General features: G+C 61.0%; 14 protein-coding genes. 11 read left to right on the forward strand and 3 right to left on the reverse strand.

Features of this window, described 5'->3' with window-relative positions; genetic code table 11:
• The first annotated feature begins 101 nt into the window (after nucleotides 1–101).
• The 4 genes from F8N49_RS12530 (at nucleotide 102) to F8N49_RS12545 (ending at nucleotide 5,179) form a co-directional block, all read left to right on the forward strand.
• Nucleotides 102–1,061 carry a tRNA-dihydrouridine synthase gene (locus tag F8N49_RS12530; protein ID WP_071171645.1) on the forward strand — a complete coding sequence of 320 codons (960 nt, stop codon included), beginning with the start codon at nucleotides 102–104 and terminating at the stop codon, nucleotides 1,059–1,061.
• Between the two features lie 119 nt (nucleotides 1,062–1,180).
• Entirely contained in the window at nucleotides 1,181–1,627 is a 447-nt protein-coding gene (locus tag F8N49_RS12535; protein WP_016773925.1) for an Hsp20 family protein, read from the forward strand.
• A 187-nt stretch (nucleotides 1,628–1,814) separates the two neighbouring features.
• A complete protein-coding gene (locus F8N49_RS12540; protein ID WP_151551623.1) occupies nucleotides 1,815–2,510 on the forward strand; it encodes a DUF1266 domain-containing protein in 696 nt (231 codons plus the stop codon).
• On the forward strand, nucleotides 2,507–5,179 hold the full coding sequence (locus tag F8N49_RS12545) for a DUF805 domain-containing protein (protein ID WP_151551625.1): 2,673 nt from the start codon (nucleotides 2,507–2,509) through the stop codon (nucleotides 5,177–5,179). Before F8N49_RS12540 ends, F8N49_RS12545 begins: the two co-directional genes overlap by 4 nt.
• Here F8N49_RS12545 and F8N49_RS12550 read toward each other — a convergent pair.
• The 3 genes from F8N49_RS12550 to F8N49_RS12560 all read right to left on the reverse strand — a co-directional run bounded on the left by F8N49_RS12550 (nucleotide 5,176) and on the right by F8N49_RS12560 (nucleotide 11,194).
• Nucleotides 5,176–6,867 carry a molecular chaperone HscC gene (locus F8N49_RS12550; RefSeq protein ID WP_151551627.1) on the reverse strand — a complete coding sequence of 564 codons (1,692 nt, stop codon included), beginning with the start codon at nucleotides 6,865–6,867 and terminating at the stop codon, nucleotides 5,176–5,178. The two genes, F8N49_RS12545 and F8N49_RS12550, sit on opposite strands and share 4 nt — an antisense overlap.
• 94 nt (nucleotides 6,868–6,961) lie before the next feature.
• A complete protein-coding gene (locus F8N49_RS12555) occupies nucleotides 6,962–10,240 on the reverse strand; it encodes a PAS domain S-box protein (RefSeq protein WP_071171649.1) in 3,279 nt (1,092 codons plus the stop codon).
• Between the two features lie 63 nt (nucleotides 10,241–10,303).
• A complete protein-coding gene (locus F8N49_RS12560) occupies nucleotides 10,304–11,194 on the reverse strand; it encodes a LysR family transcriptional regulator (protein WP_024012384.1) in 891 nt (296 codons plus the stop codon).
• A gap of 139 nt (nucleotides 11,195–11,333) precedes the next feature.
• On the opposite strand from F8N49_RS12560, the gene leuC reads away from it, so the two are divergent.
• The 7 genes from leuC (at nucleotide 11,334) to F8N49_RS12595 (ending at nucleotide 20,716) form a co-directional block, all read left to right on the forward strand.
• On the forward strand, nucleotides 11,334–12,764 hold the full coding sequence (leuC, locus tag F8N49_RS12565; protein ID WP_064363917.1) for a 3-isopropylmalate dehydratase large subunit: 1,431 nt from the start codon (nucleotides 11,334–11,336) through the stop codon (nucleotides 12,762–12,764).
• 2 nt (nucleotides 12,765–12,766) lie between these two features.
• Nucleotides 12,767–13,411: a 3-isopropylmalate dehydratase small subunit gene (gene leuD / locus F8N49_RS12570; RefSeq protein ID WP_024012386.1), complete on the forward strand. Its 645-nt coding sequence runs from the start codon at nucleotides 12,767–12,769 to the stop codon at nucleotides 13,409–13,411.
• A 95-nt stretch (nucleotides 13,412–13,506) separates the two neighbouring features.
• On the forward strand, nucleotides 13,507–14,274 hold the full coding sequence (locus F8N49_RS12575; protein WP_151551629.1) for a class I SAM-dependent methyltransferase: 768 nt from the start codon (nucleotides 13,507–13,509) through the stop codon (nucleotides 14,272–14,274).
• 55 nt (nucleotides 14,275–14,329) lie between these two features.
• On the forward strand, nucleotides 14,330–15,412 hold the full coding sequence (gene leuB / locus F8N49_RS12580; protein ID WP_151551631.1) for a 3-isopropylmalate dehydrogenase: 1,083 nt from the start codon (nucleotides 14,330–14,332) through the stop codon (nucleotides 15,410–15,412).
• A gap of 66 nt (nucleotides 15,413–15,478) precedes the next feature.
• Nucleotides 15,479–16,591: an aspartate-semialdehyde dehydrogenase gene (gene asd, locus F8N49_RS12585; protein WP_151551633.1), complete on the forward strand. Its 1,113-nt coding sequence runs from the start codon at nucleotides 15,479–15,481 to the stop codon at nucleotides 16,589–16,591.
• Nucleotides 16,592–16,838: 247 nt separating this feature from the next.
• Nucleotides 16,839–17,849 (forward strand): aspartate-semialdehyde dehydrogenase, encoded by a 1,011-nt coding sequence (locus F8N49_RS12590; protein WP_151551635.1) that lies wholly within the window; start codon nucleotides 16,839–16,841, stop codon nucleotides 17,847–17,849.
• Nucleotides 17,850–18,058: 209 nt separating this feature from the next.
• Nucleotides 18,059–20,716 carry a FimV/HubP family polar landmark protein gene (locus tag F8N49_RS12595; protein ID WP_071171653.1) on the forward strand — a complete coding sequence of 886 codons (2,658 nt, stop codon included), beginning with the start codon at nucleotides 18,059–18,061 and terminating at the stop codon, nucleotides 20,714–20,716.
• Nucleotides 20,717–20,841: the final 125 nt, after the last annotated feature.

Consider the following 20,841-nt stretch of genomic DNA (forward strand, 5'->3'; position numbering starts at 1 on the left):
GATCAAAAGATCGCAGCCTGCGGCAGCTCCTACAAGGGATCTGCGGTTTTGTGCGATATCCAGTAAACTGCCGCACGTTTTTTCTTCAAGTAGTGTTTCCCATGCAAATTGCTCTGGCGCCCATGGAAGGGTTGGTCGACGACATCCTGCGCGACGTGCTGACCCGCGTTGGCGGCATCGACTGGTGCGTGACCGAATTCATTCGGGTCAACGACCAGTTGCTCACCCCGGCGTACTTCCACAAGTTCGGCCCCGAGCTGCTCAACGGCGCTCGCACCGCGTCCGGCGTGCCGCTGCGCGTGCAATTGCTCGGTTCTGATCCGGTATGCCTGGCGGAAAACGCTGCGCTGGCCTGCGAACTCGGTTCTGAGGTGATCGACCTCAACTTCGGCTGCCCGGCCAAGACCGTCAACAAATCCCGCGGCGGCGCCGTGCTGCTCAAGGAGCCGGAGCTGCTCAACCAGATCGTCGAGCATGTCCGTCGCGCCGTACCGGCGCACATCGCGGTCACCGCGAAAATGCGCCTGGGTTTCGACAGTCCTGACGGCTCGCTGGTCTGCGCCACGGCGCTGGCCGAAGGCGGGGCGGAGCACATCGTCGTACATGCGCGGACGAAAGTGGACGGTTACAAACCGCCGGCGCATTGGGAGTGGATCCCGCGCGTGCAGGACGTGGTCAAGGTGCCGGTGTTCGCCAACGGCGATATCTGGAGCGTCGAAGACTGGCGCCGTTGCCGCGAAATCAGTGGCGTGGAAGACATCATGCTCGGTCGGGGTCTGGTCTCCCGCCCGGATCTCGCTCGGCAGATCGCTGCGGCGCGCGCTGGCGAAGAGGTCGTCGAGATGACCTGGGCCGAGCTGATGCCGCTGATTCAGGACTTCTGGCTGCAGGCCAAAGCGCAAATGACCGCGCGCCAATCGCCCGGTCGCCTCAAGCAATGGCTGGCCATGCTGACGCGCAACTACCCGGAAGCCGCCGAGCTTTTCACCGTTCTGCGCCGCGAAACCGAGCCGGATCAAGTCTCGCGTCTGCTCGGATTGCCGCTCGTCGAGGCCGCATAAAAAATCTCAAAATAATCTCTTGAAATCAAAACAGCGGTCCCTATCTAAGGGTTACGCGATGCCGAATTCGGGTCGCGGAGACACAAAACCTTGCTGATTGTTTTCAGGAGATTTGAATCATGAGTACTGCATTTTCTCTCGCGCCACTGTTCCGTTCCTCGGTAGGTTTCGACCGTTTCAACGACCTGTTCGAAACCGCCCTGCGCAACGAGCCAGGCAGCAGCTACCCACCTTACAACGTCGAAAAACACGGTGATGACCAATACCGTATCGTCGTTGCGGCCGCCGGTTTCCAGGAAGAAGACCTGGACCTGCAAGTCGAGAAGGGTGTGCTGACCATCAGTGGCGGCAAGCGTGACACTGACGAGAGCGTCACGTTCTTGCATCAAGGCATCGCCCAGCGAGCCTTCAAGCTGTCGTTCCGTCTGGCCGATCACATCGAGATCAAGGACGCTGCCCTGCGCAACGGCCTGCTGAGCATCGACCTGCTCCGTGTGATCCCGGAAGAAGCGAAAGCCAAGCGCATCCCGATCAATGGAGCGCAGCAGCCGGCGTTGCAGCATTGATTCATGTGCTGACACACAATCGCCCGAACCGGCGATAAGCCGCTGAACGAAAGGCCCCGATACGTCGGGGCCTTTTTTGTGGGCACAGAAAAAGTGATGCTGGGTTTGCCGCTGTCGGCGGGGCTCTTTACAATCGGCGCCCATCAAGCCGGCTTTCCCTATTTCCACCGGCACGGAGCCTTTGTTCATGGACGAATTGGAACAGCGCTGGCTATACGCGCTTTCATCGCCTCTTGTCGCCCTCAATCCCGACGCCGATTACACCGCACCCACCTATTGTTTCGATCTCAAGCATGTCGATGTTGAAGGCGGTTGGGGGATTACCACGCGCCCGCAATTATTGGACATGCTCAGAACGGCCGATAACGGGCACGGGACGCAACTGAACGAAGCCTATCGCCAGTGGGAGCGATGCCTGCCGTCAGAATGGCAGTCATTGCTCGACTCGCTGGGTACCCGTCAGCGCGCGTTTTATGAGTTGGCCAGCCGCACATTCGGCGAGTGTGGTTCTGGCGGCATCCGCGCCTGGGATATTGGCCGCATGGGTTTTCTGCTGCGCTCCGCGGTGCTGCACGGATGGATCGACCTGACCGAAAGCCTTTGGCTGCATGGTCGCATGGCGGCACGTGCGCGCTACTACTACGACAGTTGGACGAGCTATCTGAATGGTTTCGTCGTCGGCAAGGCCTTCTGGCATTGCCTGGGCAACAAGGACGAGGAATTGAGCCACGAATTTGACCGGCAGGGCGACTATATCGGTACCACCGTGGTCATCCACAATCTTGATCGCGATGCCCGTGAATTATTTGCGCAATTGCCATGGAATATGCCTCTGCACCTTCCCGAGCGGCCTGACACGCTAGGGGAGTTTGACTGGTCATGAGTTGCTGGATTCGCTTGGGTATCGAGCCCACCAAAGACAACGACACCATTCGTGGTGCCTATCGTGCGCGTTTGCCGCAACACCATCCCGAAACCGATCCGGAAGGTTTTCGGGCGCTGCGCGAAGCTTATGAGCTGGCGTTACGCTTTGCCCGCGAAGAAGTTGCCGAGCCCGTTGAACAGACCGAGGACGAGGTAAGTCCCGCTGGCAGGATCATGGCGGATTTTGACAGTTTGCTGCTCGATCCAGCCCGCCGGTTCGAGCCGGCGGCATGGCAGGCATTTAACCTCGAGCTTGATCGTCTTGCGCTGGAAGTGCTGGACGAAGTCTGCTGGCCGTTATTGCGCGAACTGCTGGAAGCCGGACCGATTTCCCATGTCTGCGCGCGTTTGCTGGCCCAACGCCTGAGCTGGGCAAGCCGGATGCTGGACATGGATTTCGACAATGCGCGGCATGTCGACGAGTTCTTGCAGCGCATCGAGTTGCCGGATCCATTCGACACGTCATTGATCAGCCATTGGCCCGCTGCCGCGCAGCTGGAAACGCTCTGGTACGTGCGCACCCTCGATTACCTGCACCGCGAAGCCTCGCTGGATGACTTTCGACACTTCGCCGGGCAGCACATGTGTCTGCCGCTACCCGCTGATGACGGGTTGCTGCGACGCCTGGCGATACAGTTCAGTCAGGCCGGCATCGCCAGCAAGGATTTTCTCGAGATTGTCGGTGAGATGCATCGGCTTGCGCCTCAGCAGGTCGATTGGCTCTATCTGCTGGCGTGCCAGCGCAGCGCGCTGGGCATGGAGGAATTGGCGTTACAGGCATGGGTACAGCTCTGGCGCGAGCATCATCACCCGAAAGCTGCGTCATGGCTGCTGGACTTGTGCGCGCGTCACCAGCCGCAGCGCTTGCCCTTGCTGATCCAGGCCTTTGACCGCCTGGAAAATTTCCGCGACTGGTCAACTGACCTGAATGATGTCAGTCAGGAATACGGCAGTCCGTCACAACGTCCGGAAACATTGGCGCGCTGGTTCCGCGCCCGGCAGCTCGAATTGCGAGGCATCGCCGATGCATTTGTCGAGTGGCGTATCAGTGGTGATGAATTGCCGCTGCTGGCGTGGCTGATCAGCGACAGCGAAGATCCGCCGCTACAAATCCTCTATCAGCATGCCTGGGCGTTGCATCGCGGTGATGAGGCCTTGCTGGGACGTGTCATGGACGCAGCAGCACCGCTGGATATTCTGGATCAATTGGTGCTGGAGGGCTTCAAGTATCAGGCCGGGCAACAGATCTGCTGGTTGACCCAAGCGCCGATTCCACTGGCAATGCAGGCGTATCTGGCAGCCGACCACGCCACCCCGTTGCCGCCGGAACTGCACAAAGGCCAACCGCTTGAGCTCAGCCTGCTGTGGATGCGCCGTTTGCGCGCTTACGATGCCGGTTCGCTGGCGCGGTTGGACGAAGCATTCAGTCTGGACAAGCGAGACGCCATGCTGGATGGCCTGAAACTACAAGCTGAGTTGGCCACGCAGGGCATGGTGTTCCCGGCCATTGATAGCCGGGACGATGTCTGGGAGTGGCACCGTCAGGCGCTGTACTTGCTTGCTACGCTCGATGAACCGACACGCTGGTTGGCTGCGCAGTCGGCACGCTGCATTGAGTCGATGAATGTTGCGCGTGAGCACCCATTGGCACGTCTGCAGCCACTGCTCTGTCGCCTGAATCGAGAGCAGGGCAGCGCCAGCGGTCTGCTCGGCTGGCTGCAAGCCGCCGACCCGGTGCACTCGCTGCTGGCCCGCAAGTTGTTCAGTGTTCAGGAAGCTCTGGACAGCACCCGATTGCTGGGTAATGATCGGTTGTTTGAATGCATGCGCAGCGATATCGGTCGGTTCAATGATGATCTGCTTGGGCGCATGCTGTTAGCGGGCGTCCTGTATCACGATCCCCTGCTCAATGCGCAACAGCGCAAATATCTGCTCGAAAGCATCACCGAAGTAGTCAACCCTCAGGAGTGGTTCGATGGCTTCCGTCACGGTCTGATCAAGGGAGAACCTCCTCATCCGCCTCGCGAGGCGCTGTCGGACGAGGGTGTCGGCGACGCTTTTTACCTGGCGCTGGATGTGCTCAGGGACCTCGTGCGTTTTGGCAGTATCGGTGTACCAAGTCAGAAAACCCTTTTACGTATGCAGCGGGCCAAGGACGACCTCGATAACGGACTCGGTCTGCGCTTCGTGTTCAGTGCCCTGCTGTCGTGGTCGGAGCGTTTGTTGCTGGCCAAGGCACAGACCATTCCAACGCCGGCAACTGCATTCTGGCGTCTCGGTAGTCGGCTGGGTCGTGAGGCGTTCGTTGCGCAAGTCATCGGCATCGTGCTGCTCACGCCGCTACTGGCATTGTTCAGCGGCTCGGTGGTTACTGCTTTTGTTGTGCTTGGGGGAGCGCTCGGCCTGCTGCTCAGTGCCATTTTGCGTCGTCTTCATGACATGGGGCGAGGCGTCACGACGTTTGTGCTGATCGCCGGCCTTTCGCCAGTTCTACCGTTCTTGCCGTTGGTGCTGTTCGGTTTTCCCGGAGAAAAGCTGCCCAATCGCTATGGCGTGCCACCGGGCAGTGAGCGGGAAAACACTCTCGCCGGTGGCTTGCAAGCCATTCTGCGACGGCTAAACGGTTAAAAACGTAATTGATCCAGCGCATCATTCAGCGCTGAGCGGTGGCTGGCGATTTCGCTGGCTTGCTGGCCGGCAAGCACGGTGTTGAAGGTGTCCATCCACTCGGCAATGCGCGCACGCTCGTCGCCCAGAGTTTGCATCCATGCTCGCTCCAGTCGTGCGAGCAGGGTGCGGTTGGGCAGGGCGTCGCGAGGGTGGACTTTGAGCGTCGCGAGCCGGGCATGGCTGTCTCTGCGCGCCTGTTCATCCAGTCCGGTCGGGCTGCGGTCGATGCTGTGGCCGTAACGTTCGCCGGTTTCCAGAAGCGTGACGTCTACTTCCAGCAGGCCGTTGATGTCATAACTGAAACGCACATCGAGGCTCTGCAGCTGCTCACTAGGGGTGAACTGGATGTCGAAAGAATCGATGAAAATATTGTCGCGTACCCACGGGCGTTCCCCTTGGTAAACCGCGATACGGATTTCAGTCTGTTGCGCAAACGTCGTCGAGTAACGCTGCACCCGTGACGTTGGAATCACCGTGTTACGTTCGATGATCGGCGAGAACGCGCCACTGACGCCTTCGCCACGATTGGTCGAAATCCCCAGCGTATACGGACAGACATCCGTCAGAATCAATTCCTCGACCGCACCGTCCCGCGCCTTGCATGCCGCCTGCGTCGCTGCGCCCAGCGCCACGATGGTGTCCGGATCAAGATGCCGATAAGGCAGGCGTCCAAACAACGTGGCAACCATTTGCTGTACCGCCGGCATGCGCGTGGCGCCACCGACCAGCACCAGGCTGTCGAGGTCGCGCGGTTTCAGTCGGGCATCGCGCAGAGCCTGTTCGATTGGCGCGCGCAAGCGGGCCAGCAACGGCTCCCAGATTTTCACCGCAGCGGCTTCATCCAGTTCCCATTCGAATGTCTGCTCGGCATACCGCCAGCTCAAGTGCTGCGCGCCTTCGCCGAGTTTGCATTTCAGCTGTTCGAGGGCATCACCGAGGCTGGCCATGGCTTGTGCATCGATCGTTGAGGGGGTGAGTTGCCAGTGTTTCAGGCAGGCCTGCAACAGGGCGGCGGTGAAGTCTTCGCCGCCGAGAAAGTTGTCGCCAGTGGAGGCATGCACTTCAATCAGCGGCAATGCGTATTCGAGCACGGTGACGTCGAATGTGCCGCCGCCGAGATCGAAAATCAGCGTGCGTTCGAACTTCTGTTCGTGCAGGCCGTACGCCATGGCGGCCGCGGTCGGTTCATTGATCAGGCGCGTCACGGACAGCCCGGCCAGTTCGGCGGCGAACAAGGTGCGCTTGCGCTGCTCGTCACTGAAATATGCCGGTACGGAAATGACCGCTTCTGTGACCGCTTGGCCGAGAAAGGCTTCTGCGTCTTGCTTGAGTGAGCCAAGTACCAGCGCCGACAACTCTTCCGGGCTGAACTGGCGAGAGCCGAGCTGGATTTGCCTGTCGCTGCCCATGAAGCGCTTGAACGCGGCGGCGGTGCGTTCCGGGTGCGTGGTCAGGCGGGCGCGGGCGGCTTTGCCGACCAGAATCGTGTCGTCTTCATCAAGGCTGACCACCGACGGTGTCAGCACATCGCCGAGGGCGTTGCGGATCAGTTCGGCGCGGCCTTCACGCCAGACGGCGATCAGGCTGTTGGTGGTGCCAAGGTCGATGCCCAGCAGGGCCGGGCGGGGAAGGGATGCATCCTGCATGGTTGATCTCGAAGCGGCGCAAAAAACGCGACCCTACAGGCTGACGCAAACCGTGGCAATTGTTGCTCTGTTGCCAGTCTGTGCGACCGCCGATTCAGGGCAGCAGTTTTTTCAGATCCTCCAACCCCACCGGCCGGCTGTGCAGATAACCCTGATACAAATGGCATTCCAGCCCCTGCAAAAACGCCAGCTGTGCTGGCGTCTCCACTCCTTCGGCAATCACTTCCAATTCCAAGCTGCGCGCCATCGCGACAATCGCGCGAATGATCTCGGCAACATTGGAATCGGTGGTCGCATCGCGGATGAATGACTGGTCGATCTTCAGGGTGTCTACCGGCAGACGCTTCAAGTAAGTCAGCGACGAATAACCGGTGCCGAAATCGTCCATGGCGAAGCTCACGCCGAGCTTTTTCAGACGACGCATTTTGCTGATGGTGTCTTCCAGATTCTGGATGACGATGCCTTCGGTGATTTCCAGTTTCAGTAGCGAGCAGGGCAGGCCGTGGCTGGTCATGCTGTGTTCGATGCGTTCGACGAAATCGTTCTGGCGGAACTGCCGGGGGCTGATGTTCACGCACAGGCTGAAGTTGAGCGGGTCGACCAGTTTCAACGCGATCAGTTGTTTGAAGGCGTTGCAGGCTTCATCGAGGATCCACGTGCCGACTTCGAGAATCAGGCCGCTGTCTTCCAGTACCTTGATGAACTCGGTGGGCGATTGCGCGCCGAGTTCGGGATGATTCCAGCGCACCAGGGCTTCGGCGCCAATGATGCGGTTGTCGCGGGCATCGACTTGCGGCTGAAAGTGCACATTGAACTCGCCGCGCGACAGCGCCAGGCGCAGGTCGGTCTCCATGCGCAGGCGCTCGCTGGCCGCTTTCTGCATGGTGTTGTGATACATCTGCGTGGTGTTGCGCCCGGAATCCTTGGCTCGGTACAGGGCGATGTCGGCGCGTTTGAGCAGGTCGGTGGGGGTCGAGCCGTGATCGGGAATCAGCGCGACGCCAATGCTCGGCGTCACTTGCAGGCGCTGGCCATCGAGGAACATCGGCTCCGAGAGCAGTTCACGAATGGTGTCAGCCAGCGCGCGCACTTGCTCGCTGACTTCACTGCGCGAACCTTCGAGGCCGCTGAGCAACACCACAAACTCATCGCCACCGAGGCGCGCCACCGTGTCTTCCATGCGCACGCTGGCTTCGAGCCGCGCGGTGATGATTTTCAGCACGGTGTCGCCGACCGGGTGGCCGAGGGAATCGTTGATGTGCTTGAAGTGATCAAGGTCGAGAAACAGCAAGGCGCCGCGCAGATTGTGGCGCTTGAGCAGGGCGATCTGCTGACTCAGGCGATCCATCAGCAGGGCGCGGTTGGGCAGGTTGGTCAGCGGGTCGTGGTAGGCCAGGTGACGAATCTGCGCTTCAGCGTTCTTCAACAGGCTGACGTCGCGCGCGGTCAGCAGCAGGCACGCGGTTTCATTGAGCGTGATCGGCTCGACCGAGACTTCCACCGTGAGCAATTCGCCGCGCTTGTTGCGCCCGAGCATTTCCTGATGATGCACGCGGCCCTTGATCTGCAACTCGGCGAGTAAGGTCGAGCGCTGTTTCTCTTCGGCCCAGATCCCCACCTGATAAACGGTTTTGCCCACCACTTCGTCGGCGCGGTAGCCGGTGAGGCGACAGAAGCCATCGTTGACCTCCAGATATCGCCCGGTGTCGCGCTCGGTGATGGTGATGGCGTCGGGACTGGAGTGAAACGCCTTGGCGAATTTTTCTTCGCTGGCCTTCAGCGCTGCTTCCGAGCGTTGTTGCTGGGTGATGTCGCGCAGGGTGGTGACGATGCACGGCTGATCGCCGACGCTGATCTGCCGGCTGGAAATCACGCAGGTCAGCGACTGGCCGTCCTTGTGCTGGACGAGAATGGCCACGTTGCTCAGGCCTTGTTCGCGAATCACCCGTTCGATGCGTTGCAGACTTTTCGCCGAGGCGTCCCACAGGCCGATTTCCTCGGCGGTGTGGCCAATCACATCGGCGGCGCTCCAGCCAAAGGTCTGGCTGAAGCTGGAATTGATCTCGATGAACTCCCCGGTTTCCTGGCGCGTGACGCAGATCGGATCGGGGCTGACCTGAAACAGCGTGGCGAATTTCTCTTCTGAAGCCACCAGCCGCTGTTCGCGCTCGACCTGATCGGTGATGTCCAGCAGCGTACCGGCCATGCGCAGCGGCGCGCCGTTGTCGTCGCGATAGAGACGCGCGCGGCTTTCCAGATAGCGGGAGCTGCCGTCGGGCAATTGCACGCGATAGGTCAGTTGATAATTTCCCGCCGGACCTTCGCGCAGGCTGCGGTAGGCGTCGCGCATGCTGTCGCGTTCCTCGCCCGGCACGCCTTCGAAAAACTCCTCGAATGATTCATGGAATGGAATCGGCTCCAGCCCGTGCAATTGCGCAGCGCGCGCCGAGCCGTAAAGCATGCCGCTGGGGATGTGCCAGTCCCAGGTGCCGAGTTGCGCCGAATCCAGCGCCAGGTCGAGGCGTTCCTGGCTGTCCTTCAAGGCCAGTTCGGCGGCTTTGCGTTCAGTGGTGTCGAGGAAGGTGCTGAGCAGATAGGGCTGGCCTTCGAGCTCGACCTTCTGCGCGCTGAGGATGCCGTCGTGGACCTGGCCGTTGCTGGCACGGAACTGCACTTCCATGCTGATCAATTCGCCCTTGGCCTTGGTTTTCTTCACCAGTTCGGCGCGTTGCTCGGGATGCACCCACAAGCCCAGTTCCAGGGTGGTGCGGCCGATCGCGCTTTGCACCGGCCAGCCGAACAGGCTTTCGAAATACTGGTTGGCCTCGCTGATCAGACCGTCATCCTGACGGGTCAGCAGAACCATGTTCGGGCATAGGTGGAAGAGTGTTGCGAAACGTTTCTCCGAGCTGCTTAGGGCCTGTTCGCGCTGGCGTTGATGGGTGATTTCGCGAATCACCCCGATCATTCGGGGCCGGCCGTTCTTGTCTGGCAGCAGGCTGCCGCTGATCTCCAGCCAGTGCAGGCTGCCGTCGGGCCAGCGGATGCGGTGATGCATCGCCTGCTCCAGCGGCGCGCCGGCGATCACCGCGTGGAAGGCGCGCACGGTTTTCGCGCGGTCCTCCGGCGGCAACAGGTCGAGGTATTCCAAATCGGCGGGCAACGGCTGCCGTGGATCGAAACCGAACAACGCCTGGGTGCCCCGCGACCAGCTGATCTGCCCACGCTCGATGTCCCAATACCAGGCACCGAGCCGCGCGCCGTTGAGCGCGGCGAGCAATTGCGGCGCGCTTTCCCAGCTCTGCTCGGAATGGCGCGGATCAACAGCCTGGATTCGCGGCATCGGCGGAATTCGGTCAACAGATTTCGGCATTGTCAGCGGGCCTTGAGCTGAGTGGCGTTAGGCACAGGAGCGGCTCTATAGGAGTAGCACAAGTCAGGCCGGGATCCCTGGCCGATCGATTTGTGCATCCAGCAGGGCCATGAAGGCGCGTGCTGCATTCGATAGCGTCCGTTCGGTGTGCAAGATATAGCCTAGCTGGCGAGTGAGCTGTATGCCCGGCAATGCGATGCTTGCCACTTGTTCGTCGAGCATGGTGCGCGGCAGCACGCTCCAGGCCAGGCCAATGGAGACCATCATCTTGATGGTTTCCAGGTAGTTGGTGCTCATGGCGATGTTCGGCGTCAGGCCCTGGGCTTCGAACAAACGCTGGACGATGTGGTGGGTAAAGGTGTTGCCGCCGGGAAAAACCGCCGGATGGCCGGCGATGTCCGCCAGACTGACGGCACCGTTGTTGATCAGCGAATGCTCCGGGGCGACGACGAAATCCAGCGGGTCGTCCCACACCGGCGTGGCTTTGACCAAGGTATGCGGCTCTGGCGCGAGGGTGATGACCGCCAGTTCTGCGCGGCCGTGGAGAATTTCCTCGTAGGCCACTTCCGAATCAAGGAATTGAATATCCAGCGCAACCTGTGGGTAGCGGCGGGTGAACTCCCTTAATAGAGGCGGCAAGCGGTGCAGGCCGATGTGGTGACTGGTGGCCAGCGTCAGGCGACCGCTGACCTCGCCGGTCAGGTTGGTCAGGGCGCGGCGGGTGTCGTCGAGCACGTTGAGAATCTGATAAGCCCGTGGCAGCAGGGCGCGACCGGCCTCGGTCAGGCCGACTTCACGGCCCAAGCGGTCGAACAGGCGCACCTTCAATTGCTGCTCAAGACCGGCGATGCGCTTGCTGATCGCCGGTTGGGTCAGATGAAGCCGTTCGCCAGCGCCGGAGAAGCTGCCGGTCTCGGCGATGGCAATAAAAGCGTTGAGGTTAGCCAAGTCCATGTCGCATTCCAGTTGGTTATCCAAAGCATAAAAAATATGAATTTGAGTTATTTAATCTAACCCCATAGGATCGGCCTCACAAGCCAAAGGGTTATTGATAAGCCCAGGGCATAGAAACAAGCTGATGAGGAACCGTCTGATGGCCGGCAAAACGCTCTACGACAAGCTCTGGGATTCGCATTTGGTCAAGCAGCGCGACGATGGCTCGGCGCTGATCTACATCGATCGTCACATCATCCACGAAGTGACTTCGCCGCAAGCTTTCGAAGGCCTGCGTCTGGCCGGGCGCAAGCCTTGGCGCATCGATGCCAACATTGCGACCCCGGATCACAACGTACCGACCACCCCTGAGCGTAAGGGCGGCATCGAAGCCATTGCCGATCAGGTTTCGCGTTTGCAGGTGCAGACCCTCGACGACAACTGCGATGAATACGGCATCGTCGAGTTCAAGATGAACGACGTGCGTCAGGGCATCGTTCACGTCATCAGTCCGGAGCAGGGCGCGACCTTGCCGGGCATGACCGTGGTCTGCGGTGACTCGCACACCTCGACCCACGGCGCATTCGGTGCGTTGGCCCACGGCATCGGCACATCCGAGGTCGAGCACGTGCTCGCCACGCAGTGCCTGGTGGCCAAGAAAATGAAAAACATGCTGGTGCGCGTCGAAGGCCAATTGCCGTTCGGCGTGACCGCCAAGGACATCGTCCTTGCGGTGATCGGCAAGATCGGCACCGCCGGCGGTAACGGCCATGCCATCGAATTTGCTGGCAGCGCGATCCGCGATCTGTCCGTTGAAGGCCGCATGACCATCTGCAACATGTCTATCGAAGCCGGCGCCCGCGTCGGCCTGGTGGCGGCGGATCAGAAGACCATCGACTACGTCAAAGGTCGTCCATTCGCGCCGAAAGGCGAGCAGTGGGGCATGGCCGTCGAAGCCTGGAAAGACCTGGTTTCCGATGCCGATGCCAAATTCGACACCGTGGTCGAGCTCGACGCCGCGCAAATCAAGCCGCAAGTCAGCTGGGGCACTTCGCCTGAGATGGTTTTGGCTGTTGATCAGAACGTGCCGGACCCGGCCAAGGAAATGGATCTGGTCAAGCGCGACTCGATCGTCCGCGCCTTGAAATACATGGGTTTGACCGCCAATCAGGCGATTACCGACATTCAGCTCGATCGCGTGTTCATCGGTTCCTGCACCAACTCGCGCATCGAAGACTTGCGCGCCGCTGCGGTGATCGCCAAGGGCCGCAAGGTCGCCTCGACCATCAAGCAGGCGATCGTCGTGCCGGGCTCGGGTCTGGTCAAGGCGCAGGCCGAAGCCGAAGGGCTCGACAAGATTTTCCTGGAGGCCGGTTTCGAATGGCGTGAGCCGGGCTGCTCGATGTGCCTGGCGATGAACCCGGACCGTTTGGAGTCCGGCGAGCATTGCGCGTCGACGTCCAACCGTAATTTCGAAGGCCGTCAGGGCGCCGGTGGCCGTACCCACCTGGTCAGCCCGGCCATGGCGGCGGCGGCAGCAGTGAACGGCCGTTTCATTGACGTTCGTGAATTGATCCAAGGAGCACAGTAAAGATGAAGGCATTTACTCAGCACACTGGTCTTGTTGCGCCTCTGGATCGTGCCAACGTCGACACTGATCAGATCATTCCCAAGCAGTTCTTGAAGTCGATCAAGCGCACCGGTTTCGGTCCGAACCTGTTCGATGAGTGGCGTTATCTGGATGTCGGCCAGCCGTACCAGGACAACTCCAAGCGCCCGTTGAACAAGGATTTCGTCCTCAACGCCGAGCGTTATCAGGGTGCCAGCGTATTGCTCGCCCGCGAGAACTTCGGCTGCGGCTCGAGCCGTGAACACGCGCCGTGGGCGCTGGAAGAGTACGGTTTCCGCAGCATCATCGCGCCGAGTTACGCCGACATCTTCTTCAACAACAGTTTCAAGAACGGCCTGCTGCCGATCATCCTCAGCGATGCAGAAGTTGATGAACTGTTTAAGCAGGTTGAAGCCGAGCCGGGTTATCAATTGCAGATCGACCTGCAAGCGCAGACCGTGACCCGCCCGGATGGCAAGGTCTACAGCTTCGAGATCGATGCGTTCCGCAAGCACTGCCTGCTCAATGGTCTTGACGATATCGGCCTGACCTTGCAGGACGGCGATGCGATTGCGACGTTCGAAGCCAAGCATCGGGTTAGTCAGCCGTGGTTGTTTCGCGACGCTTGATTCGGGATTGATGTAGTCAGGGCGGGCCTCTTCGCGAGCAGGCTCGCTCCCACAGGGAATGTATTTCAAATAATACTGCTTACAGGATGTGATCCATGACCAGCACCGCCCAGCACACCCAGGTCGTCCAGAAGCAATTCGGCGAACAGGCCGCCGCTTACCTGAGCAGCGCGGTTCACGCCCAAGGCAGCGAGTTCGCGCTGCTCCAGGCTGAACTGGCCGGGCAGGGTAGAGCGCGGGTGCTGGATCTGGGCTGTGGCGCCGGTCACGTCAGTTTCCATGTCGCGCCGCTGGTCAGGGAAGTGGTGGCTTACGACTTGTCGCAGCAAATGCTTGATGTGGTTGCCGGCGCTGCCGTCGATCGCGGCTTGAGCAACATCATTACCGTCAACGGCGCTGCCGAGCGCTTGCCGTTCGTCGATGGCGAGTTCGATTTTGTGTTTAGCCGGTACTCGGCGCATCACTGGAGCGACCTCGGTCTGGCCCTGCGCGAAGTGCGTCGGGTGCTGAATCCGGGCGGGGTGGCAGCGTTCGTTGATGTGTTGTCACCGGGCAGTGCGTTGTTCGACACTTACCTGCAAAGCGTTGAAGTGCTGCGCGACACCAGCCATGTCCGCGACTACTCCGCCGCTGAGTGGCTGCGCCAGGTCAGCGAGGCCGGTCTGCATGTGCGCAGTACTACCCGTCAGCGCCTGCGTCTGGAGTGCAGCAGTTGGGTCGAGCGCATGCGCACACCTGACGTGATGCGCGCGGCGATCCGCCAGTTGCAGCAGTCGATGGGCAACGAAGTGCGTGAGTATTTTGAGATAGATGCCGACGGCTCGTTCAGTACCGATGTGATCGTACTGATGGCCGAGCGATAGGAATTTTTCCCGGCGCGCCGTTCAGTGGCGCACCGCTTGAAGACACGAGGAAAGCATGAGCAAGCAGATTCTGATTCTCCCGGGTGATGGTATCGGTCCGGAAATCATGGCCGAAGCGGTCAAGGTGCTGGAATTGGCCAATGACAAGTACAGCCTGGGCTTCGAGCTGAGCCACGACGTGATCGGTGGCGCGGCCATCGACAAGCACGGCGTGCCGCTGGCCGACGAAACCCTTGATCGTGCACGGGCTGCCGACGCCGTGCTGCTGGGCGCTGTCGGTGGGCCGAAATGGGACACCATCGAGCGTGACATCCGCCCTGAACGCGGTCTGCTGAAAATCCGTGCGCAACTGGGCCTGTTCGGCAACCTGCGCCCGGCGATCCTCTATCCGCAACTGGCCGACGCGTCGAGCCTGAAGCCGGAAATCGTTGCCGGTCTGGACATCCTCATCGTCCGTGAGCTGACCGGCGGCATTTACTTCGGCGCGCCGCGTGGCACCCGTACGCTGGACAATGGCGAGCGTCAGTCCTACGACACCCTGCCGTACAGCGAAAGCGAAATTCGCCGCATCGCCCGTGTCGGTTTCGACATGGCCATGGTGCGTGGCAAGAAGCTCTGCTCGGTGGACAAGGCCAACGTGCTGGCATCCAGCCAGTTGTGGCGTGAAGTGGTCGAGCAGGTGGCCAAGGATTACCCGGAAGTCGAACTGAGCCACATGTACGTCGACAACGCCGCCATGCAGTTGGTGCGCGCACCCAAGCAGTTCGACGTGATCGTCACCGACAACATGTTCGGCGACATCCTCTCCGACGAAGCGTCGATGCTCACCGGTTCGATCGGCATGCTGCCGTCGGCCTCGCTGGACTCCAACAACAAGGGCATGTACGAGCCGTGCCACGGTTCGGCGCCGGACATTACCGGTAAAGGCATTGCCAACCCGCTGGCGACGATCCTGTCGGTGTCGATGATGCTGCGTTACAGCTTCAATCTGCACGACGCTGCCGATGCCATCGAAAAAGCCGTCAGCGTCGTGCTCGATCAGGGCTTGCGCACCGGCGACATCCACTCGGCCGGTTGTACCAAAGTCGGTACGCAGGAAATGGGCGACGCAGTAGTCGCCGCGCTGCGGAATCTGTAATCTCTCGGGCCCGCTGCGAAATTCAATACAAAGCAGCGGCCCACTTTTCAAGAAGGTGTAGTTGCGATGAAACGTGTAGGTCTGATCGGTTGGCGCGGGATGGTCGGTTCCGTGCTCATGCAGCGGATGCTGGAAGAGCAGGATTTCGATCTTATCGAGCCGGTGTTTTTCACCACGTCCAATGTCGGTGGCCAAGGCCCGTCCGTGGGCAAGGACATTGCTCCGCTCAAGGACGCTTACAGCATTGACGAGCTGAAGACCCTCGACGTGATCCTGACCTGCCAGGGCGGCGACTACACCAGCGAAGTATTCCCGAAGCTGCGTGAAGCCGGCTGGCAGGGTTACTGGATCGACGCGGCGTCGAGCCTGCGCATGAACGATGACGGGGTGATCATTCTCGACCCGGTCAACCGCAAGGTCATCGACCAGCAACTGGACGCGGGCACCAAGAACTACATCGGCGGCAACTGCACCGTCAGCCTGATGCTGATGGGTCTGGGCGGTCTGTTCGAGGCCGGTCTGGTCGAATGGATGAGCGCCATGACCTATCAGGCGGCCTCCGGTGCCGGCGCGCAGAACATGCGTGAACTGATCAAGCAGATGGGCGCGACGCACGCCGCTGTCGCCGATCAACTGGCCGACCCGGCCAGCGCGATCCTCGACATCGACCGTCGCGTGGCCGAAGCCATGCGCAGCGACGCGTACCCGACCGAAAACTTCGGTGTACCGCTGGCCGGCAGCCTGATCCCGTGGATCGACAAGGAACTGCCGAACGGCCAGAGCCGCGAAGAGTGGAAGGCCCAGGCCGAGACCAACAAGATTCTCGGTCGCTTCAAGAGCCCGATCCCGGTCGACGGCATCTGCGTGCGCATCGGCGCCATGCGCTGCCACAGCCAGGCGCTGACCATCAAGCTGAACAAAGACGTACCGATCGCCGATATCGAAGGGCTGATCAGCCAGCACAACCCTTGGGTCAAGCTGGTGCCGAACAATCGCGAGATCAGCATGCAGGAGCTGAGCCCGACCAAGGTCACCGGCACCCTGAATGTACCGGTCGGTCGTCTGCGCAAGCTGAACATGGGTTCGCAATTCGTCGGCGCCTTTACCGTCGGCGACCAACTGCTGTGGGGCGCGGCCGAACCGCTGCGCCGCATGCTGCGGATCCTGCTGGAGCGTTGATCGCTTGAAGCAATGAAAGAGCCCGTGCCTTGTGAGAGGTGCGGGTTTTTTTAGGCGCAATGATCGTTCCCATGCTCCGCGTGGGAATGCATCCCGGGACGCTCTGCGTCCCTTCCAAAGCAGAACGCGGAGCGTCCGTTGAGACATTCCCACGCAGAGCGTGGGAACGATCGGTACGGGCAGAAATTGCCTGTGCGCCACCCACCCGGTAAAGTGCCGCTCCCCCCGTTTTGCCAGAGGTAGCTCCATGACCCAGACTTTCGATATCGCCGTTATCGGCGCCACCGGTACTGTCGGCGAAACCCTCGTACAGATTCTCGAAGAGCGCGACTTCCCGGTCGGCAATCTACACCTGCTGGCCAGCAGCGAATCGGCCGGCAGCTCGGTGCTGTTCCGCAACAAAAACGTCCGCGTGCGCGAGGTCGACGAGTTCGATTTCAGCAAGGTCAGACTGGTGTTCTTCGCCGCTGGCGCTGCGGTGTCGCTGAGCTACGCCGCTCGCGCCCATGCTGCCGGTTGCTCGTTGATCGACCTGTCTGGCGCCTTGCCTGCCGATCAGGCGCCACAAGTGGTGCCCGAAGCCAATGCCGATATTCTCGCCAGTCTGAAAAGCCCGTTCCAGGTCAGCAGCCCAAGCCCGTCGGCCACTACGCTTGCCGTGGTGCTGGCGCCGTTGCTCGATCTGCTCGATCTGCAATACATCAACGTCACCGCCAACCTGGCCGTTTCTGCGCAAGGTCGCGAAGCGGTCACCGAGCTCGCGCGGCAGACCGCCGAGCTGCTCAACATGCGTCCGCTGGAACCGACGTTCTTCGACCGGCAGATGGCGTTCAACCTGCTGGCACAAGTTGGTACGCCTGATGCTCAGGGTCACACGCTGCTGGAAAAACGTCTGGTACGCGAGCTGCGCCAGGTGCTGGCAAAACCTTTATTGAAGATTTCTGCCACTTGCGTTCAAGCCCCGGTGTTTTTTGGCGATAGCTTTAGCGTGACCTTGCAGTCAGGCAGCGCTGTTGACCTGGAAAAAGTCAACGCCGCGCTCGAGGCTGCACCGGGCATCGAGCTGGTCGAGGCCGGCGATTATCCGACCGCGGTCGGCGATGCGGTGGGGCAGGACGTGGTCTATGTCGGCCGCGTGCGCAGTGGCGTCGACGACCCGGCGGAACTAAATCTTTGGCTGACGTCAGATAACGTACGCAAAGGCGCGGCGCTCAACGCCGTGCAACTGGCTGAGTTGTTGATAAAAGACCTGCTGTAAAAGATACTTGGCAACAATTTGTCGACTGATTCTAGGTGAGCGCTATGCTTGCCCGAAGCGCGTCGATGACGAGTCACCCTCCGGGACTTTCCGGGGCAGCACCGAAATGATCGCGCGCGGCGACCCCCGTCGTCGCGCGCAATGCCTTACGGCAGCGGTATTCAAAAGCTTCTCGCTGGCCGAGGAACGTTCAAACAAAGGATGAGGCTATGGTTCAAGTTCGCAAACTGGTGTTAGCAATAGCGGCCGCCTCGGCGCTGTCCTCCGGTATGGCGCATGCCCTCGGGCTCGGGGAGCTGACCCTGAAGTCGACCCTGAACCAGCCGTTGGTGGCTGAAATCGAGCTGCTCGACGTCAAGGATCTCACCGCCGCCGAGGTGGTGCCGAGCCTGGCTTCCCCTGAAGATTTCGCCAAGGCTGGCGTTGATCGTCAGGCCTTTCTCAATGACCTGACGTTCACCCCGGTACTCAACGCCAGCGGCAAAAGCGTGTTGCGCGTGACCTCGAGCCAACCGCTGTCGGAACCGATGGTGAAGTTCCTCGTGCAGGTGATGTGGCCCAATGGCCGCCTGCTGCGTGATTACAGCGTGCTGCTCGATCCGTCGAAGTTCTCGCCGCAGACCGCAGACGCCGCCGCGCAACCGGCGCCGTCGCAGACCATCACTGCGCCCACCACTGGCGCCACCCATCGCAATCAATACACCACCACGCCGCGCGACACCCTGTGGGAAATCGCCGCGAAGGCGCGCAACGGCGGCTCGGTGCAGCAGACCATGCTGGCGATTCAGGCGCTCAATCCGAATGCCTTTATCGACGGCAACATCAACCGTCTGAAAACCGGCCAGGTGCTGCGTCTGCCCGATCCGGTACAAAGCACGGCGCTGCCGCAGTCGGCAGCCATCGCTGAAGTGGCGGCGCAGAACGAAGCCTGGCGTCAGGGCCGTCGTTACGCGGCCAAGCCTGGCACCGGTCAGCAGCAGTTGGATGCGACCAATCGTGGCCGTGGCAATACCGGTGCAGCGGCCAACACCCAGGACAATCTGAGCTTGGTCTCGGCGGAAAGCGCCAAGCCCGGTGCGAAAGGCCCGGCCGGCGACGCCAAGGCGCTGAGCAACAAACTGGCAATCACTCAGGAAAACCTCGACACGACCCGTCGTGACAACGAGGAACTGAAAAGCCGCATGGCTGATCTGCAGAGCCAGTTGGACAAGCTGCAAAAGCTGATCGAGCTGAAGAACAATCAACTGGCGAAGATGCAGGCCGACGGCGCCGGCGCTGCGCCTGGCGCCACTGCTGCTGTGCCGCCGGTGCCGGCGATTACTGCCGAACTGGCCGCAACACCGCCAGCCACCCCGGCCGACGCCGCAGCGGCTTCACCGACTCCAGAGTCGGCCATCGCGCCCCCAGCGGAAACCCCGGTTGAGCCAGTCGTCGAGCCGGTGGTCGAAACCACACCTGCTGCCGCCGATGACGACAAAGCCTTCAATGAACTGCTGACCAATCCGATTCTGCTCGGCCTGATCGGCGGCGGTGCGGTGGTTCTGCTGCTTCTGCTGTTGCTGTTGGCGCGTCGTCGCAAAGCGCAGCAGGAAGCCGAAAAGCACCTGCGCATGGCCCGCGCTCTGGCTGAAGAGCAAGAGTTCTCCGCTGAGCAGGATCTGCCGGAAAGCAGCTTCTCTGGTCTGGAAACCCCGGCAGCCAGCGTCAAGCTCAATACGCCAGCTCCGGCACCTGCGCCAGCCCCTGCACCGGTCGTCACTCCGGTGGTGATGGCTGCGCCGATTGCCGCACCACTGGTGGCCCCGGCCGGCGAGCGATCGGATGACGTGCTCGACAAAGCGCAATCGCACATCAATGCCGGTCGTCTCAATCAAGCCGCCGCGCTGCTGGAAGAGGGCGTCAGCCTTGAGCCGGAACGCAGCGATCTGCGCCTGAAACTGATGGAAGTCTACGGCCAGCAGGGCGACCGCGATGCGTTCGTCGCGCAGGAGCGTCAACTGGTGGCTAATGGCGATAACTTCGCCAAGGTCGAAGCACTGAAAAGCCGCTTCCCGGCCATGGCCGTGGTTGCTGCCGGTGGACTGGCGGCTGCCGCCGTCGCTGCCGAGCTGGACGCGCAGTACGTCAAGGAACTGTTGCAGGACGAGCCGCAATCACCTGAGGCTGCCAGTGACGATCTCGACACTGCGTTCGATTTGAGCCTGGACGATCTCGACAACATCACCCCGGTCGATCCTGCACCAGTGGCCGAGCCAGAAGCGCCGGTCGAGCTCGACGCGTTTCCGGCCGAAGACGATCTGAGCTTCGCTTCGGTGCTGCAAGAGCAGACCGAGATGAAAGACAATCTCGACGATCTGTCGGACTTCGATCTGGACATGGATCTCGGCGCCGAACCATCGCCGGCCACGTTGGCTGAAGATGACTTCCTGCTGGATCTGGACGACGGCGTGAAGGACTTGCCGCCGGTCGAGACGCCGGTTGTCGCTGACGTGCCGCAGGACGATCTGGAGCTGCCAGCTGATTTCGACCTGTCGCTGGCGGACGAAATGGACAGCAACCCGGCTGCTGAGCCGGATGCCTTCTCGGCCGAGCTGGACGACGTCAATGCCGAGCTGGATCGCCTGTCGCAAAGCATGGCCGAGCCGAGCTTCACCGAAGCGGACGCGGCGATGGGTGACGATCTGGGCGAAGACGATTTCGACTTCCTCGCCGGCACCGACGAAGCAGCGACCAAACTCGATCTGGCCCAGGCCTACATCGACATGGGCGACGCCGACGGTGCCCGTGACATCCTCAACGAAGTGTTGACCGAGGGTGACGAGAAGCAGCGGGGCGAGGCCAAGGAAATGCTTTCCAACCTGGCGTAAGTTCAGCGGTAAACAACAAGCGGCAGCCCGGTGGGGCTGCCGTTTTTGTTTGTGCCGGATGAAGGGTTGTGAGTGCCGTCGTCATCGCTGGCAAGCCAGCTCACACAGGTTGGGTGCACGCCGCA

Source organism: Pseudomonas sp. GXM4, from assembly GCF_008923895.1.
GTDB lineage: Bacteria > Pseudomonadota > Gammaproteobacteria > Pseudomonadales > Pseudomonadaceae > Aquipseudomonas > Aquipseudomonas atacamensis.

Bases quoted from the DNA above. Each gene is read 5' to 3' on its own strand.
- F8N49_RS12545 (WP_151551625.1), top strand. From the start codon at position 2,507: ATGAGTTGCTGGATTCGCTTGGGTATCGAGCCCACCAAAGACAACGAC.
- F8N49_RS12575 (WP_151551629.1), top strand. From the start codon at position 13,507: ATGACCAGCACCGCCCAGCACACCCAGGTCGTCCAGAAGCAATTCGGC.
- F8N49_RS12590 (WP_151551635.1), top strand. From the start codon at position 16,839: ATGACCCAGACTTTCGATATCGCCGTTATCGGCGCCACCGGTACTGTC.
- F8N49_RS12530 (WP_071171645.1), top strand. From the start codon at position 102: ATGCAAATTGCTCTGGCGCCCATGGAAGGGTTGGTCGACGACATCCTG.
- F8N49_RS12595 (WP_071171653.1), top strand. From the start codon at position 18,059: ATGGTTCAAGTTCGCAAACTGGTGTTAGCAATAGCGGCCGCCTCGGCG.
- leuC (WP_064363917.1), top strand. From the start codon at position 11,334: ATGGCCGGCAAAACGCTCTACGACAAGCTCTGGGATTCGCATTTGGTC.
- leuD (WP_024012386.1), top strand. From the start codon at position 12,767: ATGAAGGCATTTACTCAGCACACTGGTCTTGTTGCGCCTCTGGATCGT.
- F8N49_RS12540 (WP_151551623.1), top strand. From the start codon at position 1,815: ATGGACGAATTGGAACAGCGCTGGCTATACGCGCTTTCATCGCCTCTT.
- asd (WP_151551633.1), top strand. From the start codon at position 15,479: ATGAAACGTGTAGGTCTGATCGGTTGGCGCGGGATGGTCGGTTCCGTG.
- leuB (WP_151551631.1), top strand. From the start codon at position 14,330: ATGAGCAAGCAGATTCTGATTCTCCCGGGTGATGGTATCGGTCCGGAA.
- F8N49_RS12555 (WP_071171649.1), bottom strand. From the start codon at position 10,240: ATGCCGAAATCTGTTGACCGAATTCCGCCGATGCCGCGAATCCAGGCT.
- F8N49_RS12535 (WP_016773925.1), top strand. From the start codon at position 1,181: ATGAGTACTGCATTTTCTCTCGCGCCACTGTTCCGTTCCTCGGTAGGT.
- F8N49_RS12560 (WP_024012384.1), bottom strand. From the start codon at position 11,194: ATGGACTTGGCTAACCTCAACGCTTTTATTGCCATCGCCGAGACCGGC.
- F8N49_RS12550 (WP_151551627.1), bottom strand. From the start codon at position 6,867: ATGCAGGATGCATCCCTTCCCCGCCCGGCCCTGCTGGGCATCGACCTT.